Here is a 16,583-nt window from a genome sequence, read left to right on the forward strand (position 1 = left end):
TTCATCCCTGGGTGTTCTGGATAGCTTCGCGGAGCACCTGGCGGTCGTCGAAGGGACGGATCACGCCGGCGATGTCCTGGCCCTGCTCGTGGCCCTTGCCCGCGACCAGCACCGTGTCACCGGCGGCGGCACGGCCCACGGCGGCGGCGATGGCGGCGGCCCGCTCCTCGAACAGCAGCACCTCGCCCCGCTCGTGCGTGGGGACGGAGGCGGCGCCTTCGAGCATGGTCGCCAGGATCGCCAGCGGGTCCTCGGAGCGGGGGTTGTCGGAGGTCAGTACGGCCGTGTCGGCGTACCGGGCCGCGGCCGCGCCCATCGGGCCGCGCTTGGTGCGGTCGCGGTCGCCGCCGCAGCCGAGCACCAGGTGCACCCGGCCCTTGGTGACCTTGCGCAGCGCCTTGAGCACCGACTCGACCGCGTCGGTCTTGTGGGCGTAGTCGACGACGGCGAGGTAGGGCTGTCCGGCGTCGACGCGCTCCAGGCGGCCGGGGACGCCGGGCACGGCGGCGATGCCGTCGGCGGCGGTCTGCGGGTCGATCCCGGCGGCGGCCAGGGCGGCCAGCGCGGCGAGGGTGTTGGCCACGTTGAACGGGCCGGGCAGCGGCGAACGGGCGTGCACGCGCTCGCCGTTCGGGCCGAGAGCGGTGAACGTCGAGTCCATGGGGCCGGTCTGGACGTCCTCGGCGCGCCAGTCGGCGTCCGGGTGGCCCTCGGCGGAGAAGGTGACGACCGGGACACCGGCCTCGGTGACGAGCCTGCGGCCGTACTCGTCGTCGGCGTTGACCACACCGAGCCGGCTGCGCTCGGGGGTGAACAGGCTCGCCTTGGCCTGGAAGTAGTCCTCCATGCCGGAGTGGAACTCCATGTGCTCCGGGCTGAGGTTGTTGAAGACCGCGATGTCGAAGACGCAGCCGTCGACCCGGCCGAGGACCAGGGCGTGGCTGGAGACCTCCATGGCGACGGCGTCGGTGCCGCGTTCGCGCATGACGGCGAACAGGGCCTGGAGGTCGGTGGCTTCGGGGGTGGTGCGCTCGGACTTGATGCGCTCGTCGCCGATGCGGGTCTCGACGGTGCCGACCAGCCCGGTGGCCCGGCCGGCCGCGCGCAGGCCGCCCTCGATCAGGTAGGCGGTGGTGGTCTTGCCGGAGGTGCCGGTGATGCCGATCTGGAGCATGTCCCGGCCGGGGTGCCCGTAGATGGTGGCGGCCAGCTCGCCCATCTCCGCGCGCGGGTCCTCGACGACCAGGACCGGCAGGCCGGTCGCGGCGGCGCGGTCGGCGCCCGCCGGGTCGGTGAGGACGGCGACGGCGCCCAGGCCCGCCGCCTGGGTGGCGAAGTCGGCGCCGTGCAGTCTGGCGCCGGACAGGGCGGCGTACACGTCACCGGGGCGGACGGCCCGGGAGTCGTGGGTGATCCCGGTGACGCCCACGGGCTCGGCGGTCTCGGCGGGCGCGGCGGTACCCAGTTGACCGGCCAGTTCCGCGAGGAAGATGGCGGAGACCTGAACCGGTCGCGGCGGTCCCGGATTTGTCACGGAAGCGCCTTTCTGAGTGGTTTGGGACTGATCGGCGTGTGGCACGGCGGTGAGCGTACCGGGAGTACCCGCTCCGGAGCTAAAACGGGGCTCGCGGCCGGTGCGGTGGGTCCCTCGGTTCCCGTCGTCGGGAGTGATCGTTGTCACGGGCTCGTTCCTGGTGGTCGGTGCCTGGTTCCGGTGGGGGCGGGGTCAGGGCTTGTAGGAGACGGGCAGGGCGGCGGCCTTGGCTCCGGTCGGCGGCACCTGGAGGGTCTTGAGCGCGAACTCCATCACCTGCTTGTAGACCGGACCGCAGATCTGGCCGCCGAAGTAGCTGCCGGAGGTGGCGTTCTGGATGGCGCAGTAGACGGTGATGCGGGGCTTGTCGGCGGGGGCGAATCCGGCGAAGGACGAGGTGTAGCCGTGGTACCTCCCGGTGGCCGGATCGACGCGGTTGGCGGTGCCGGTCTTGCCCGCGACCCGGTAGCCGGGGATGCGGGCCTTGACGCCGGTGCCCTGCTCGTCGTCGACGACCGACTCCAGCATCTGGGCGACGGTCTTGGCGGTCTTCTCGCTGACGACCCGGGTCCTGGCGGGCTTGGGCGCGGGGGCGAAGCGGCCGTCGGCGCCCTTGGTGCCGCGCACCAGGGTGGGCGCGACGCGTACTCCGCCGTTGGCGATCGTGGAGTAGACGGAGGCGGCCTGCATGGCGTTGATGGAGAAGCCCTGGCCGAAAGGGATCGTGTACTGCTGCGAGGTGGACCACTTGGCCGAGGGCGCGAGGATGCCCGGTGTCTCGCCGGGGAAGCCGAGCCCGGTGTAGCGGCCGATGCCGAACTGGCGCAGGTACGAGTAGAGCGTGCCGTTGGCGGCCGGCTGGGTCTTGCCGAGCTGGCCGGCGGCGAGGATGGTGCCGATGTTGCTGGACTTGGCGAGCACCCCGTTGAGGGTGAGGTACCAGGTGGCGTGGTCGACGTCGTCCTGGAAGAGCCGGTCGCCCCGGTGCAGCCGGTTGGGTACGACGACATGGGTCAGCGGGGTGGCCGCGTTCTCCTCCAGCACGGCGGCCATGGACATCACCTTGGCGGTCGAGCCGGGCTCGTAGGCGTCCTGGAGGGCGGGGTTGCCCATGGCGGCGGAGTCGGCCTTGGAGAGGTCGTTGGGGTCGAAGCCGGGCGAGTTGGCCATGGCGAGGATCTGGCCGGTGGCGGTGTCCTGGACGACGACGTAGCCGCGGTCGGCCTTGGACTTCCTCACCTGCTCGGAGATGGCGTTCTGCGCGGCCCACTGGATGTCGCGGTCGATGGTCAGCTCGACGTCGCTGCCGGGCACGGCGGGCGTCTCGGTGGAGCCCACGGTGGGCACCTCGCGGCCGCCGGACTGGGCGTAGCGGATCTTGCCGTCCTTGCCGGAGAGCTGCTTGTCGAGCTGCTGCTCGATGCCGCCGCCGCCCCGGCCCTCGCTGTTGACCCAGCCCAGTATCCCGGCGGCCAGCTCCTTGTTGGGGTACACCCGCTGGCTGCTGGGGTCGGCGAAGACCCCGGCGAGCACATTGGGGGTGCCCTTCTTGACGAAGGCGGCCTTGAGGTCCTTGATCTGCTTCCAGACCTGCGGGGTCTGCCGGTTGGCCAGCCGGGCGTAGCGGGACCGCTTGTTGGCCGGGCGCAGCTTCTTGACGAGCGCTTCCTGGTCCTGGCCGAGGATCGGGGCGAGCAGCGCGGCGGCCTGCTCGGGCCCGTCGGAGATCTTGAGCTGTTCCCTGTTGAACATCATCGGGTCGGCGGTGATGTCGTAGGCGTCCTCGCTGACGGCGAGGGCGACGCCGTTGCGGTCGGTGATGCCGCCGCGCTCGGCGGTCAGGACGTGTGCCACATAGCGGTTCTGCTCGGCCTTGGCGCTGTAGGTGCTCGCGTCCACCGCCTGCACCTGGAGGAGGCGCACGGTGAAGGCGGTCAGCACCAGGGCGAGGGCGAGGCCGACCAGGCGCAGCCGGGGCCGGGGGCTGCCGAGCCGCAGGGCGGGCTTGGCCGGGGGGCGCCGGGGGCCCAGGGGGCGGCGGGCGGGCCGGCCCTGGGGGGCGGGACGGCGGGGGGCCGCGCTCCGGGGGCGGGGCGGCCTCGCGGGTCCGGGCACGCGGCGGCGCGGCGTTTCCCTGTCGGACACTTCCGTCACCTGCCGGGGGTCGGGGTGGTGGGGGCGGACCGGAGGGCGCCGCCCGGCGCGGGAGTCGTGGCGGCGGGTCTCACCGGGGTGCCGCTGGGGGTGCCGGCGGGGGTGCCGGCCGGTGCGGCGGTGGGCGTGGCGGCGGGCGGCGCGCTCGGCGTCGCCGGGGCCGGGGCCGTGCTCGGGACGGCGGTCAGCGCCTCGGGGGCGCGGGGGCCGGTGAGGACGGCGGAGCGGGGGGCTGCGCTGGGGACGCCCTTGACGCTGCCGTCGGGGCCGAGGAAGGCGGGGTCGCCGCCGGGGACCATGCCGAGTTCACGGGCGCGGCGCTGGAGGGCGTCGGGCGCGGAGTACGCGTCGATGTCCCGCTGGAGGGCCTGTTCCTCGTCGGTGAGGCTCTTCGTTTGGCGCTTTATGTCGTCCAGCTCGAACGACCCTTCGCTGAGCGCCGAGTTGAGCACCAGCAGGCCGAGCAGGCCGCCGCCCAGGAGCAGCACGACGAGGAGGACGAAGGGGGTGCGGGCCGCGCGGGCGCGGCCGGCGGGGATGAGCCGGGCGAGCCGGGCCGCCCTCCCCCGAGGTGCGGGCTTGGTGCTCACTGTCCCTCCCGGCGGGTCGTGGCACCCGGCCGGCCCCGTCCGTTCACTCGGCGTCCTCCCGGATGCGCTCGACACCCCGGAACCTGGCCGGGGCGGCCCGGCGGTTCTCGGCGATCTCCTCCTCGGTGGGAAGTTCGGCACCGCGGGTGAGGAGCTTGAGGCGGGGCTGGTAGCGCTCGGGCACGACGGGCAGCCCGGGGGGCGCGGTGTTGGCGGCGCCGGCCGCGAAGACCTGCTTGACCAGCCGGTCCTCCAGCGACTGGTACGACAGCACGGCGATCCGCCCGCCGACCGCGAGCGCCTTCACCGCGGCCGGCACGGCCCGCTCCAGTACGGAGAGTTCGCCGTTGACCTCGATGCGCAGGGCCTGGAAGGTGCGCTTGGCCGGGTTGCCGCCGGTGCGCTTGGCGGCCTGCGGCAGGGCGTCCCGGATCAGCTCGACCAGGCGGGCGCTGTTGGTGAACGGCTCCTTCTCGCGCTCGCGGACGACCGCCGAGACGATCCGCTTGGCCTGCTTCTCCTCGCCGTACGCGCGCAGGATGCGCACCAGTTCACCGGCCGGGTAGGTGTTGAGGACCTCGGCGGCGCTGACGCCGGTCGTCTGGTCCATGCGCATGTCGAGCGGGGCGTCCTGGGCGTAGGCGAAGCCGCGGTCGGCCTCGTCCAGCTGCATGGAGGAGACGCCGAGGTCGAAGAGGACGCCCTGGACGGCCGGGATGCCCAGGCGGTCGAGGACCTCGGGGAGTTCGTCGTAGACGGCGTGCACGAGGGTGGCGCGGTCGCCGTAGGGGGCGAGGCGTTCGCCGGAGAGGCGGAGGGCTTCCTTGTCCCGGTCGAGGCCGATCAGCCGGACCTCGGGAAAGCGGGCCAGCAGGGCCTCGCTGTGGCCGCCGAGGCCGAGGGTGCAGTCGACGACCACCGCTCCCGGCCGCTCCAGGGCGGGTGCCAGCAGGTCCAGGCACCGCTGGAGCATCACCGGGACGTGTCGACTCTCGGTCAAGGGGGCCTCTCATTCCGGCGGGCGGTACGCACTGCCGGGTCCCCGCCCGCTCCGTGAAGGGGAGGCCCGCCGGCGCCGGAAGCGTCGGCCGGCCGGGAGCGGGAGGAGGCCGAGCCGCACGTACGCGCCGCGCACGCGGGGAGACGGTCCGGACGGATGCCGGGATCTCCGGGGGTTTCACCAGCGGGAAGAGCCGCGCCTCCCGCTTCGCGTCACTTTAGTCCACCCTGTGTCGCGGTCAATCAACCGGCCTGCGCGTCGCGTACGGCTTCAGGACGGGCCGGTCGATTCGCCGGGATTCACCCGTCCGGCGGAGGTTCGCGCTCCGTGTGGGTTGGCTCACAACAAGCCGCGATCTGGTTCTTTGTGGCCGTCCACAGCAGGCCGGGGGCACCGGTGACCAGTAACGTCGGGACCATGACGACTTCCGCAGCAGTTCCGACCGGGTCCGACGGCGCCATAACGGGTGACGGCAGCGTGACGGACCGCCTGGTCGGCGCCAACGAGACGTATGCGAGCGAGTTCACCGACCCCGGCATGGACGCGCGTCCGGTGCTCCAGGTCGCCGTCGTCGCCTGCATGGACGCCCGCCTCGACCTGCACGCCGCGCTCGGCCTGGAACTGGGCGACTGTCACACCATCCGCAACGCGGGCGGCGTGGTCACCGACGACGTGATCCGCTCGCTGACCATCAGTCAGCGCGCGCTGGGCACCCGTAGCGTGGTCCTGATCCACCACACCGGATGCGGCCTGGAGTCCCTCACCGAGGAGTTCCGGCACGACCTGGAGATGGAGGTCGGCCAGCGCCCGGCATGGGCGGTGGAGGCGTTCCGGGACGTGGACCAGGACGTACGGCAGTCGATGCAGCGGGTGCGGACCTCCCCGTTCCTGCTGCACACCGACGACGTGCGCGGCTTCGTCTTCGACGTGCGCACCGGTCTGCTCCGTGAGATCGACCCGGCCGGGAGCGGCGCCGAGAAGTCGGCCTGACCGGCCGGCGGCCCTCCTCCCCGCCCTCGTGGCGGGGGTGAAAGGGCCGCAAGCCCGGCATCACGGGGGCAGTTGTCCACAGGCGGTGACACGAATCCGTAACGGCGGCAAGAATGCGGGGTGTGACGGCGCGCGGCCTGGTCCGCGCGGCGTCGCAGTTCCGGGGTGGGCCGGTCGCGCTCGCGTGCACAGGCCCTGGGTGATGACGGGCCGAGGAGGGCCGGGTGACGACCTATGACGATCGGGCGAGCCAGGGGGGCGTCCCCGCTCGAACGGAGTCGGGCGCGGGGCGGGAGCTGACCGCCACCGCGGAGCGTGTCCGCGCTTCGGTGGAGGACGTGATCGAGGGCAAGCCCGAGGTCGTACGGCTCGCGCTGACCGTGCTGCTGGCCGAGGGGCATCTGCTGATCGAGGACGTCCCCGGGGTGGGCAAGACCATGCTGGCCAAGGCGCTGGCGCGGTCCATCGACTGCTCGGTGCGGCGCATCCAGTTCACCCCGGACCTGCTGCCCTCGGACATCACCGGGGTGTCCATCTGGGACCAGCGGGGCGGTGACTTCGAGTTCAAGCCGGGTGCGATCTTCGCGCAGATCGTGATCGGCGACGAGATCAACCGCGCCTCCCCCAAGACCCAGTCGGCGCTGCTGGAGTCCATGGAGGAGCGCCAGGTCACCATCGACGGCCACACCTACGAACTGCCGAGCCCCTTCATGGTGGTGGCGACCCAGAACCCGGTCGAGATGGAGGGCACGTACCCGCTGCCCGAGGCCCAGCGCGACCGCTTCATGGCCCGGGTCTCCGTGGGCTACCCCAGCGTCGAGGCCGAGCTGCGGATGCTGGACGTGCACGGCGGGGCCTCCCCGCTGGAGGACCTGGAACCGGTGGCGCACGCGCACGAGATCGTGAAGCTGATCGAGACGGTGCGCGCGGTGCACGTCTCGGAGGCCGTGCGGCGGTACGCGGTGGAGCTGGTCGCCGCCACCCGCTCCCACCCCGACCTCAGACTCGGCGCCTCCCCGCGCGCGACGCTGCATCTGCTGCGCGCGGCGAAGGCGTCCGCCGCCCTGGAGGGCCGGGAGTACGCGCTGCCGGACGACCTCCAGACGCTCGCCCCGTCCGTGCTGGCCCACCGGCTGCTGCCCACCTCGGAGGCCCAGCTCAACGGCCGGTCGGCCGAGGACGTGGTGCGGGAGATCATCCAGCACACGGCCGTACCCACCACCGCCCGGCAGAGCGGGTACGAGGGTCTGGACGCCTCGCCTGCCCAACCCCCGCGGCCGCTGCGGCCTCCCCGGGGTCTGTGATGTCCGCCGGGGGGCGGGGCGGGGTGCGGGCCACGCTGTCGGGTCTGACCACGCGCGGGCGCTCCTTCCTCGCCGCCGGGGTCGCGGCCGCGATCTGCGCCTATGTGCTGGGCCAGGACGACCTGCTGCGGGTGGGGCTGCTGCTGGCGGTGCTGCCGCTGCTCTGCGCGGCCGTCCTGCACCGCACCCGGCACCGGGTGACCGCCGAGCGCGGCCTGGCCCCCACGCGGGTGCCCGCGACCGGGGAGGCGCGGGTCCGGCTGCGCGTGGACAACGTCTCCCGGCTGCCCACCGGCCTGCTGATGCTCCAGGACCGGGTGCCGTACGTGCTGGGCCCCCGGCCGCGTTTCGTGCTGGACCGGGTCGAGCCTGGCGGGCACCGCGAGGTGTCCTACCGGGTGCGCTCGGACCTGCGCGGCAGATACCGCCTCGGCCCGCTCCAGGTGCGGCTGAGCGACCCGTTCGGGATGTGCGAGCTGACCCGGTCCTTCTCGGCGCACGACACGCTCACGGTGCTGCCCCGGGTGGAGCCGCTGCCGCCGGTCCGGTTCGGCGGGGAGGCGCTCGGGCACGGCGACGGACGGCAGCGCTCGCTGGCGCTGGCCGGCGAGGACGACCTGATCCCGCGCGGCTACCGGCACGGCGACGACCTGCGCCGGGTGCACTGGCGCTCCACCGCCCGGCACGGCGAGCTGATGGTGCGCCGCGAGGAGCAGCCCCGCCGTTCGCGCTGCACGGTGCTGCTGGACACCCGCGCGGTGGCCTACGAGGGCGCGGGCCCCGGCTCGGCCTTCGAGTGGGCGGTGTCGGCGGCCGCCTCGGTGGTGTCGCACCTGCTGGAGCGCGGTTTCTCGGTGCGGCTGCTGACGGACTTCGGGGTGACGGTGTCCGGCGAGGGCGGCTCGGGGCACGAACGGGCGGCGGCGGCCGCGCTGATGATGGACACCCTCGCGGTGATCGACCACTCCGACGGCACCGACCTGGCGGGCGCGTACGACGTGCTGCGGGACGGGCACGACGGGCTGCTGGTCGCCTTCCTCGGTGACCTGGACGGCGGACAGGCGGCCTCGGTGGCGCGGATGCGCCGGCGCGGGGGCGCGGTCGCCTTCGTGCTGGACCCGGACGACTGGACGCGCGAGCCGACGGCGGTACCGCAGCCGAACGCCCCGCTCCCCCAGCGGCTGCGGGTGCTGCGGGAGGGCGGCTGGACGGCGCTCGGGGTGCCGCCCGGGGCCGCGCTGGAGGAGCTGTGGCGGCAGGCGGACCGGGAGCGGCCGGGTCCGGCCGCGCTGAGCGGGAAGGTACGGGGATGAGCGGGCGGGCACGACTGGCGCTGTGCGCGGCGGCGGCGACCCTGATGGCGTCCTCGGCCCTGCTGCCGCTGGTCGACGGCCCGACCTGGCTGCTGCTGTCGGCGCTGCTGGTGGCCGTGCAGGCGGGGGTGGGCATCGCGGCCCGGCGGATTCCCCTGTCCCGGTCGCTGACGCTGCTGGCGCAGCTGCTGGTGACGCTGGTGCTGCTGACCCTGGTCTTCGCGCGGGCCGAGGCGCTGGGCGGACTGCTGCCGGGGCCGGACGCGTTCCTGCGGTTCGGGGCGCTGTTCGGGCAGGGCGCGGACGACGTGAGCCACTACGCGATCCCGGCGCCGCTCACCGACGGCATCCGGCTGCTGCTGGTCGGCGGGGTGCTGCTGGTGCATCTGCTAGTGGACACCCTCGCGGTGACCTTCCGGCGGGCGGCTCCGGCGGGCCTGCCGCTGCTGGCGCTGTACTCGGTGGCGGCCGGGCTGTCGGACGGGGCGGCGGACTGGCTGTGGTTCCTGGTGGCGGCGGCCGGCTATCTGATGCTGCTGCTCGCTGAGGGCCGGGAGCGGCTCGCCCAGTGGGGCCGGGTCTTCGGCGGCGCCCCGCGCGCGGGTGCCCCGGCGGGCGGGGTGACGGCACCGGCGCGCACCGGCCGCCGGATCGGCGCGGTGGCGCTGGGCGTGGCCCTGGTGGTACCGCTGGCCCTGCCGACGCTGCACGGCGGGCTGCTGGGCCGGGCGGGCTCGGGCGTCGGCGCGGGCAACGGCCGGGGCGGCACCATCTCGGCGGTGAACCCCCTGGTCTCGCTGCGGGACAGCCTGAACGTGGACGACGACCGCCAGGTGCTCTCCCTGCGGCCCAGCTCCGGCGAGGTGCCGGACATGTACGTGCGGATAGTGTCCCTGGACGACTTCGACGGCACCGACTGGAAGCCGTCCCAGCGCCGCATCGCCGCGGTGCCCGGGGTCTTCCCGGCCCCGGAGGGCCTGAGCGACGACGTCAGGCGGACCACGCTGCGCACGGTGATCACGGCGGCGGACTGGTACGCCCAGGACTGGCTGCCGATGCCGTATCCGCCGAGCGGGGTCCGGATCGACGGCAACTGGCGGTACGAGCCGGTCGGCATGACCCTGGTCGGCGACCACGGCCAGACCACGCGCGGCGAGATCTACCAGGTCACCAGCCTGGAACTGCAGCCGACCGCGAAGCAGCTCGCCGACGCCCCGAAGCCGCCGGCCGCGCTGGAGCGGGAGTACACCCGGGTGCCGTCCCGGCTGCCGGACGTGGTGGCGCGCACCGCCGAGGAGGTCACCTCGGGGGCCCGCAACCACTACGAGGAGGCGGTACGGCTCCAGGACTGGTTCTCGGTGGACGGCGGCTTCCGGTACGACACCGAGGTGCAGGTGGGCCGGGGCGCCGACGCGATCGCCAACTTCCTCAAGAAGAAGGAGGGGTTCTGCGTCCACTTCTCCTTCGCCATGGCGGCGATGGCCCGCACGCTGGGCATTCCGGCCCGGGTGGCGGTGGGTTTCGCACCGGGCACCCCGCAGGGCGACGGCTCGGTGTCGGTGAGCCTGCGGGACGCGCACGCCTGGCCGGAGCTGTACTTCCAGGGCGTGGGCTGGACCCGGTTCGAGCCGACGCCGACCCGGGGCACGACTCCGGCGTACACCCAGCAGGACACCCCGAGCAGCGCCCGCCCGGACCAGGAGCTGCCCTCGCGGGGGGCGTCCAGGGAGCCTTCGGCGGCGGCGACCGGGAGTGAGAGCTGCGCGGCGCAGGACAAGTCGGGCGCCTGTGCCGACCCGTCGGCGGCCGTCGCGGCGCCGGGTGGGGGTGGGGGGCCGTCCGGCGGGCTGTGGGCGGCGCTGATCGCGCTGGGCGCGCTGGCGCTGGTGGCGCTCCCGCTGTCCCCGATGCTGTGGCGGACCCGGGTGCGGGCGAGACGGCTGGACGGGCACTCCCCCGACCCGGCCCGGCGGACACTGGCGGCCTGGCGGGAGCTGACCGACAGTGCCTGGGACCACGGGGTGATACCGGACGACTCGCTGACCCCGCGCGGCTCGGCGGCCCGGATCGTGCGGCTGGGACAGCTGGACGGGGAGGCCGGGGCCGCGGTGCACCGGGTGGCGGCCGCCCTGGAGCAGGTGCTGTACGCCCCGGAGCCGCGTCCGGCGCCGGGCCTGGCACAGGACGTGCGCCGGGTCATCGCCGGCCTGGCGGCCCCGGTGGGCCGGGGCACCCGGCTGCGGGCCCTGTTCGCCCCGCGCTCGGCCCGGCGGGTGCTGTGGTCGGCCCAGGAGGGCTGGGCTTCCCTCCGGGCCCGCGCGGCGGCGCTGCGGCCGGTGCGCGGGGAGGCTTGACGGCGGCGCGACACGGCCGAGGCGGCAGACGGCTGGGGCGGATACGGCCGAGGGGGTGACCACCGGGATCGGCGGTCACCCCCTCGTACGAAAGCTGGGGAGTCGGCGGGCGGGCTCAGTGGCCCTGTTCGTCCCGGCGGCGCTGCCAGCGGTCCTCGATGCGTTCCATGACGGTACGTTTCCGCCGGACGGGACGGCGCCTGGTGTGGCCCTTGGGGGTTTCACCCGGCTTGGGTGCCTTGCGCCATCCGGTGACTGCGAGCACGGCACAGCCGAGCATCACGAGGAAGCCGACGACACTGATCCAGATCAACTGGGCGACCATACCGGCCATGAGGAGCGCGATACCGACGAGGAAGCCCGCGACCGCCTGATAGACCCGGCGCCGGGTGTAGGTCCGCAGCCCGTTTCCCTCAAGCGCCGACGCGAACTTGGGATCTTCGGCGTACAGCGCTCGCTCCATCTGCTCGAGCATGCGCTGCTCGTGCTCCGAGAGCGGCACGGAGTCCTCCTCATCGTGCAGTCGCCGGGGCGACTCTGGGGGGTCCTTTCAGGATAGGCAGGGAATCGCCCCCGTGAAACCCGCCCCTCTGCGCCATCTGGCCAACCGGTCCGTCAGGGCGTCCCGGCTCGCTGAGGCTGTCATTCCCCGGCGGCCGACCCGTCATGCCGGTCGGTGTACCTCGATCATACGGCGCAAACCCCTCGATCGGGGGGCTTGTGGCGTACTCCATCTGCCGCCGCGCCCCTGATCAGCGCCGTGTCCCGTGGGGCAGGGTCAGCCCTGGGTGCCCTCGGCGGGCGCCCGGGTCCCGCCCGTCTCGCCGAGCACATGGACCTGGGTGGCCACGGAGTGGAAGGCGGGCAGCTCCGCCACGGCCGCCTCCAGCCGCAGCAGGGCGTCCAGCGCGCCCGGCTCGGTGTCCACCAGGACGCCGGGCACCAGGTCGGCGAAGACGCGTACGCCGTGCACCGCGCCGACCCGCAGGCCGGTGTCCTCGACCAGGACGGTGAGCTGCTCGGGGGTGAAGCGGTGCGGCACCGGGTCCCCCTCGCCCCAGCGGCCGTCCGGGTCGGCGAGGGCCTGGCGGGCCTCGGTGAAGTGCCCGGCGAGCGCGCGGGCCAGCACGGCGCCGCCGAGGCCGGCCGCGAGCAGGCTGAGCACGCCCTCGGGGCGCAGCGCGGCCACCGCGTTGCCGATGCCCTCGGCCGGGTCGTCCACGTACTCCAGCACGCCGTGGCAGAGCACCGCGTCGTAGCCGCCGCGCTCGACCACGTCGAAGAGGCCGTGGGCGTCGCCCTGGACGCCCCGGACCCGCTCGGCGACGCCCGCCTCGGCGGCCCGGCGCTCCAAAGCGAAGAGGGCGTTGGGGCTGGGGTCGACGACAGTGACGCGATGGCCGAGCCGGGCGACGGGCACGGCGAAGTTGCCGCTGCCGCCGCCGGTGTCGAGCACGTCCAGCGAGTCCCGTCCCGTGGCCTTGACCCGGCGGTCGAGGGCGTCCTGGAGGACGTCCCACACCACGGCGGTACGGAGAGAGGCGCGGGGGCGCGTCGGGTCCGGCACGGCTGTTGCTCCTCGGCACGGCACCGCCCGTTGCCCGGCGGCGCGATGGGGGCCTCCCCGGCCGGTCACGGGGAGGTGAGCGGCAGGCGGAGGCGTAAGGCGTCTCCACCCTATGGCCTCGCCCGCCGCGCCCCGTCACCCCGGCCGGGTGCACCGGTCCGCGTCTCGCCCAGTGGACGGGACGGCCGGGTCAGACGGTCTCCGGGCTGGTCCGGGGCAGCACCGGCTGGAGCGAGAGCATCCGCTCGATCAGGCGCAGGAACATGCCCGCGTCGCGTATCAGGTCGTCGGCGTCGCGCGGGCCGGCCGCGCCCTGGATGCCGGCCTCGGCGCGGGCGCGGCGGTCGGCTCCGGAGGCGAACAGGGCGCTCCACTCGGCCAGCTCCGGCGCCAGCTCGGGCAGCACCTCCCAGGCGGGGCGGATACGGGCCCGGCGGCGAGCGGTGGCCTCGGGGCGCCCCCGGACGGCGAGGACGGCTGCGGCCGCGCGGAGGGCGGCGAGGTGGGCCAGGGCGTACCGCTCGTTCGGCGTCTCCATGGCGGCGGCCTCGTCCAGCGTGGTGTGGGCTTGGCCGAGTAGGGCGACGGCGGCGGGGGGTGCCGTGGACCGGCGGAGCACGGGGTGGACGTCGCTCGCGGCGGTGGCCGCTGACGAGCTGGTCATGACGAACCTCCTGTCGTCCGGTGACGGCATGGATGCCGTATGCCCACATCGTGCGGTATGCCACTGACAATCCGTTCCGACCTGCTGTTTCACCCCAACTGCGGCCGGAATCGGGGGCATCGGGGAACACCTGTGGGGCATCCGGGCTTTGTCGCGCACGCCTGTTCGGGCATACTTTTGAACTGACCAGTCAGTTCAAAAGTTGTTCCGGGGAGAGGCGGGGGCTTGTGCACGGCGTGGACGTCACGGCCGGGGGGTTCGGGCTCAAGGGGCCACGGGGGTGGGCCTTCAAGGACATCGGCTTCGAGGCCGGGCCGGGCTCGCTGATCGCCGTGCAGGGACCGTCCGGCTCCGGCCGTACGTGTCTGCTGCTGGCGCTCACCGGGCGGATGAAGCCGAGCGAGGGCGAGGCGGCCGTCGGCGGTCTTCCGCTCCCCCGGCGGATGGGGGCGGTGCGCCGGTTCAGCGCGGTGGCCAACGTCGCCGGGGTGACCGACCTGGAGCCCGCGCTGACCGTGGGCGAGCACTTGCGCGAACGGGCCCTGTTGCAGCGCCGGTTCGGCGACTCGCTGCGCGAGGCGCTGCATCCGCGCCCCCAGCGCGCGTACGAGGCCCGGCTGCGCGCGGACGCGGCCCTGGCCGCCGCCGGGCTCGACCTGGACGCGCTGCCGAAGGGCTCGCGCACGGCCGTACGGGACCTGGAGCGGCTGGAGGTGCTGCGGCTGTCGGTGGCGCTGACACTGATCGGGCGACCCGGACTGCTGGCGGTGGACGACGTGGAGCTGAAGCTCTCGGCGGACGAACGCGCCGAGGCATGGGGCCTGTTGCGCTCCCTGGCCGACGCGGGGACGACGGTCCTGGCCGTGTGCCGCACCGCCCCCGACGGCTGCGTCACCGTCTCCACGGAGCCCGCCGAGGCCGGCCCCGACGAAGACCGGCCGGCCGAGGACGGCGACGACACCGAGGACGCTCCCCGAGAGGAGGCCCCCGATGCGCTCACCGAGGCTGGCCGCGCTTGAGCTGCGAAGGTTCGGCCGGGGCCGGCTGCCCCGCGCCGCGCTGGTCGCGCTGCTGGTGCTGCCCCTGCTCTACGGCGCCCTGTACCTGTGGTCGTTCTGGGACCCGTACGGCCGTCTGGACCGCGTCCCCGTGGCCCTCGTCGACGAGGACCAGGGCGCGACGGCGGGCGGGAAGAAGATCCACGCCGGTGCCGACATCGTCAAGGGACTGCGCGAGCGGCGGACCTTCGAGTGGCACGAGGTCGACGCGGCCGAGGCCCGCCGGGGCATGGAGGACGGCACCTACTACCTGTCGCTGACCCTCCCGGCCGACTTCAGCCGCCGGGTGGCGTCCAGTTCGGGTGACTCCCCGGAGACCGGCGCGCTCCAGGTGCGCACCAACGACGCGAACAACTACATCGTCGGCCAGATCTCCCGGACCGTGTTCGCCGAGGTCCGCTCGGCCGCGTCCACCAAGACCTCCCGGACCTTCCTGGACCGGATCTTCATCAACTTCTCCACCCTGCACGACAAGACGGAGACCGCCGCCGAGGGCGCCGACAAGCTGAGGAACGGCCTGGGCAAGGCCGAGAAGGGCGCCCGGAAGCTCGCGGACGGGCTCAAGGACGCCGACAGCGGCAGCGGCAAGCTCGCCAAGGGCCTCACCCGGCTCGACAAGGGCGCCGGTGACCTGGAGGACGGCTCCCGGCAGGTCGCGGCCGGCACCCAGACCCTGGCCGACAAGGTCGACGGGGCGTACGCCAAGGCCGGGCCGTTCCTGGAGAAGAACGGGCAGACGATCGGGGCCACCGCCCGCCTGGTCTCCGACTCGGCCCGCATCGTGCAGGACAACCTCGACACCCTCGTCCGGCTCGCCCCCGGCGCCGCGAAGACCGCGCACGCCTCGGCCGCCGTACTGGACCAGGTGCACAAGGCCCGCTGCGAGACCCCGCCCGTGCCCGACCCGGCCTGCCCCGACCTGGCGAAGGCCCAGAAGGCGGCGGACGACGTGGCGGACGTGGCCGACGACCTGAACAAGGTCGTCGCCGCGCAGGGCGGTGACCTGACGACCATGCGCAAGAACCTGACCACCCTGCGCGCGCAGGCCGACGCCCTCGCCGAGCGCGCCCCGCACCTGCACCAGGACGTCGCCGACGCGGTCGCCCGGATCGACAAGCTGAACGCGGGTGCGAACGCCGTCGCCGCCGGGGCGAAGAAGCTGCACACCGGGCTCGGCACCGCCCAGTCCGGCGCGGCCACCCTGCACCGGGGCATCGGCACCGCCGAGTCGGGTGCCAAGGCGCTGGACAGCGGCCTGTACAAGCTCCAGGACGGCGCCGGACAGCTGGCGGACGGCCTGCACGACGGCGCCGGGAAGATCCCCGACTACGACGAGCGCGCCCGTGACCGGCGCACCGGCGTGATGGCCGACCCGGTCCGGCTCTCCTCGGCCGACCTGCACCACGCGCCCAACTACGGCACCGGGTTCGCCCCGTACTTCATCCCGCTCTCCCTGTGGGTCGGCGCGATGGTCGCCTACATGCTGATCCCGCCGCTCAACCGGCGTGCCCTCGCGGCCGGTGCCCCGTCCTGGCGGATCGCGCTGGCGGGCTGGCTGCCGGTGCTGGCGGTGGGCGTGCTCCAGACGGCCGCGCTGATGTCCGTACTGCACTTCGGCATCGGTCTGGAGATGGTCCGGGCGGCCGGGACGACCGTGTTCCTGTTCCTGGTCACGGCCTGTTTCACGGCGATCGTGCAGTGGCTCAACGCCCGCTTCGGCGCGGCGGGGCGCATCCTCGTGCTGGCACTGCTGATGCTCCAGCTCACCTCGGCGGGCGGCACCTATCCGGTGCAGACCAGTCCGGGCTTCTTCAACGCCATCCACCCGTTCCTGCCGATGAGTTACGTGGTCTCGGCACTGCGCCGGCTGATCACCGGCGGCGGGCTGGGCCCGGTGTGGGAGGCGTGCGTGGTGCTGACGGCGTTCACCGCGGGCGCCCTGGCGCTGACCGCGCTCACCGCCCGGCGCCGCCAGGTGTGGACGCTCCAGCGGCTGCACCCGGAGCTGAGCCTGTGAGCGCCGGGGCGGCGGAGGCGGCCCGGCGGCCCGGCGCA

At 74.1% G+C, this 16,583-nt stretch carries 13 protein-coding genes; 6 read left to right on the forward strand and 7 right to left on the reverse strand.

All coding sequences use genetic code 11. The features are described 5' to 3' along the window. Window position 1: 1 nt before the first annotated feature. From D0Z67_RS07255 to rsmH, 4 genes are read right to left on the reverse strand one after another with little or no spacing between them, the layout of a single operon-like run. Window positions 2-1,681 carry a UDP-N-acetylmuramoyl-L-alanyl-D-glutamate--2,6-diaminopimelate ligase gene (locus D0Z67_RS07255; protein WP_078873673.1) on the reverse strand — a complete coding sequence of 560 codons (1,680 nt, stop codon included), beginning with the start codon at window positions 1,679-1,681 and terminating at the stop codon, window positions 2-4. 45 nt (window positions 1,682-1,726) lie between these two features. Next, window positions 1,727-3,679: a peptidoglycan D,D-transpeptidase FtsI family protein gene (locus D0Z67_RS07260; RefSeq protein WP_275938817.1), complete on the reverse strand. Its 1,953-nt coding sequence runs from the start codon at window positions 3,677-3,679 to the stop codon at window positions 1,727-1,729. Window positions 3,680-3,684: 5 nt separating this feature from the next. Next, window positions 3,685-4,278, reverse strand: coding sequence for a cell division protein FtsL (gene ftsL, locus D0Z67_RS07265; RefSeq protein WP_031179954.1), 594 nt, complete (start codon window positions 4,276-4,278; stop codon window positions 3,685-3,687). Window positions 4,279-4,321: 43 nt separating this feature from the next. Beyond that, window positions 4,322-5,278 (reverse strand): 16S rRNA (cytosine(1402)-N(4))-methyltransferase RsmH, encoded by a 957-nt coding sequence (gene rsmH / locus D0Z67_RS07270; protein ID WP_078873088.1) that lies wholly within the window; start codon window positions 5,276-5,278, stop codon window positions 4,322-4,324. 417 nt (window positions 5,279-5,695) lie between these two features. On the opposite strand from rsmH, the gene D0Z67_RS07275 reads away from it, so the two are divergent. The 4 genes from D0Z67_RS07275 to D0Z67_RS07290 all read left to right on the forward strand — a co-directional run bounded on the left by D0Z67_RS07275 (window position 5,696) and on the right by D0Z67_RS07290 (window position 11,239). After that, the gene (locus D0Z67_RS07275) at window positions 5,696-6,268 is read left to right on the forward strand and encodes a beta-class carbonic anhydrase (RefSeq protein WP_031179952.1); all 573 of its coding nucleotides are present in this window, start codon (window positions 5,696-5,698) and stop codon (window positions 6,266-6,268) included. 224 nt (window positions 6,269-6,492) lie between these two features. Next, on the forward strand, window positions 6,493-7,572 hold the full coding sequence (locus D0Z67_RS07280) for an AAA family ATPase (RefSeq protein ID WP_078873086.1): 1,080 nt from the start codon (window positions 6,493-6,495) through the stop codon (window positions 7,570-7,572). Next, window positions 7,572-8,885: a DUF58 domain-containing protein gene (locus D0Z67_RS07285; protein ID WP_031179950.1), complete on the forward strand. Its 1,314-nt coding sequence runs from the start codon at window positions 7,572-7,574 to the stop codon at window positions 8,883-8,885. The genes D0Z67_RS07280 and D0Z67_RS07285 overlap by 1 nt, the downstream gene beginning before the upstream one ends. After that, entirely contained in the window at window positions 8,882-11,239 is a 2,358-nt protein-coding gene (locus D0Z67_RS07290) for a transglutaminase TgpA family protein (RefSeq protein WP_031179949.1), read from the forward strand. The genes D0Z67_RS07285 and D0Z67_RS07290 overlap by 4 nt, the downstream gene beginning before the upstream one ends. Before the next feature lie 115 nt (window positions 11,240-11,354). Here D0Z67_RS07290 and D0Z67_RS07295 read toward each other — a convergent pair whose 3' ends face one another. From D0Z67_RS07295 to D0Z67_RS07305, 3 genes are all read right to left on the reverse strand, one after another. Then, window positions 11,355-11,741, reverse strand: coding sequence for a DUF3040 domain-containing protein (locus tag D0Z67_RS07295; RefSeq protein WP_031179948.1), 387 nt, complete (start codon window positions 11,739-11,741; stop codon window positions 11,355-11,357). A gap of 276 nt (window positions 11,742-12,017) precedes the next feature. Next, complete coding sequence (locus tag D0Z67_RS07300) at window positions 12,018-12,806, reverse strand: methyltransferase (RefSeq protein ID WP_031179947.1); 789 nt, start codon at window positions 12,804-12,806, stop codon at window positions 12,018-12,020. A 190-nt stretch (window positions 12,807-12,996) separates the two neighbouring features. After that, a complete protein-coding gene (locus D0Z67_RS07305; protein ID WP_382849694.1) occupies window positions 12,997-13,470 on the reverse strand; it encodes an SAV_6107 family HEPN domain-containing protein in 474 nt (157 codons plus the stop codon). A 227-nt stretch (window positions 13,471-13,697) separates the two neighbouring features. On the opposite strand from D0Z67_RS07305, the gene D0Z67_RS07310 reads away from it, so the two are divergent. Both D0Z67_RS07310 and D0Z67_RS07315 read left to right on the forward strand, forming a co-directional pair. Next, window positions 13,698-14,489, forward strand: coding sequence for an ATP-binding cassette domain-containing protein (locus D0Z67_RS07310; protein WP_031179945.1), 792 nt, complete (start codon window positions 13,698-13,700; stop codon window positions 14,487-14,489). After that, complete coding sequence (locus tag D0Z67_RS07315; RefSeq protein ID WP_031179944.1) at window positions 14,461-16,545, forward strand: YhgE/Pip family protein; 2,085 nt, start codon at window positions 14,461-14,463, stop codon at window positions 16,543-16,545. The genes D0Z67_RS07310 and D0Z67_RS07315 overlap by 29 nt, the downstream gene beginning before the upstream one ends. Window positions 16,546-16,583 lie beyond the last annotated feature (38 nt).

This window comes from Streptomyces seoulensis, assembly GCF_004328625.1.
Classification (GTDB): domain Bacteria; phylum Actinomycetota; class Actinomycetes; order Streptomycetales; family Streptomycetaceae; genus Streptomyces; species Streptomyces seoulensis.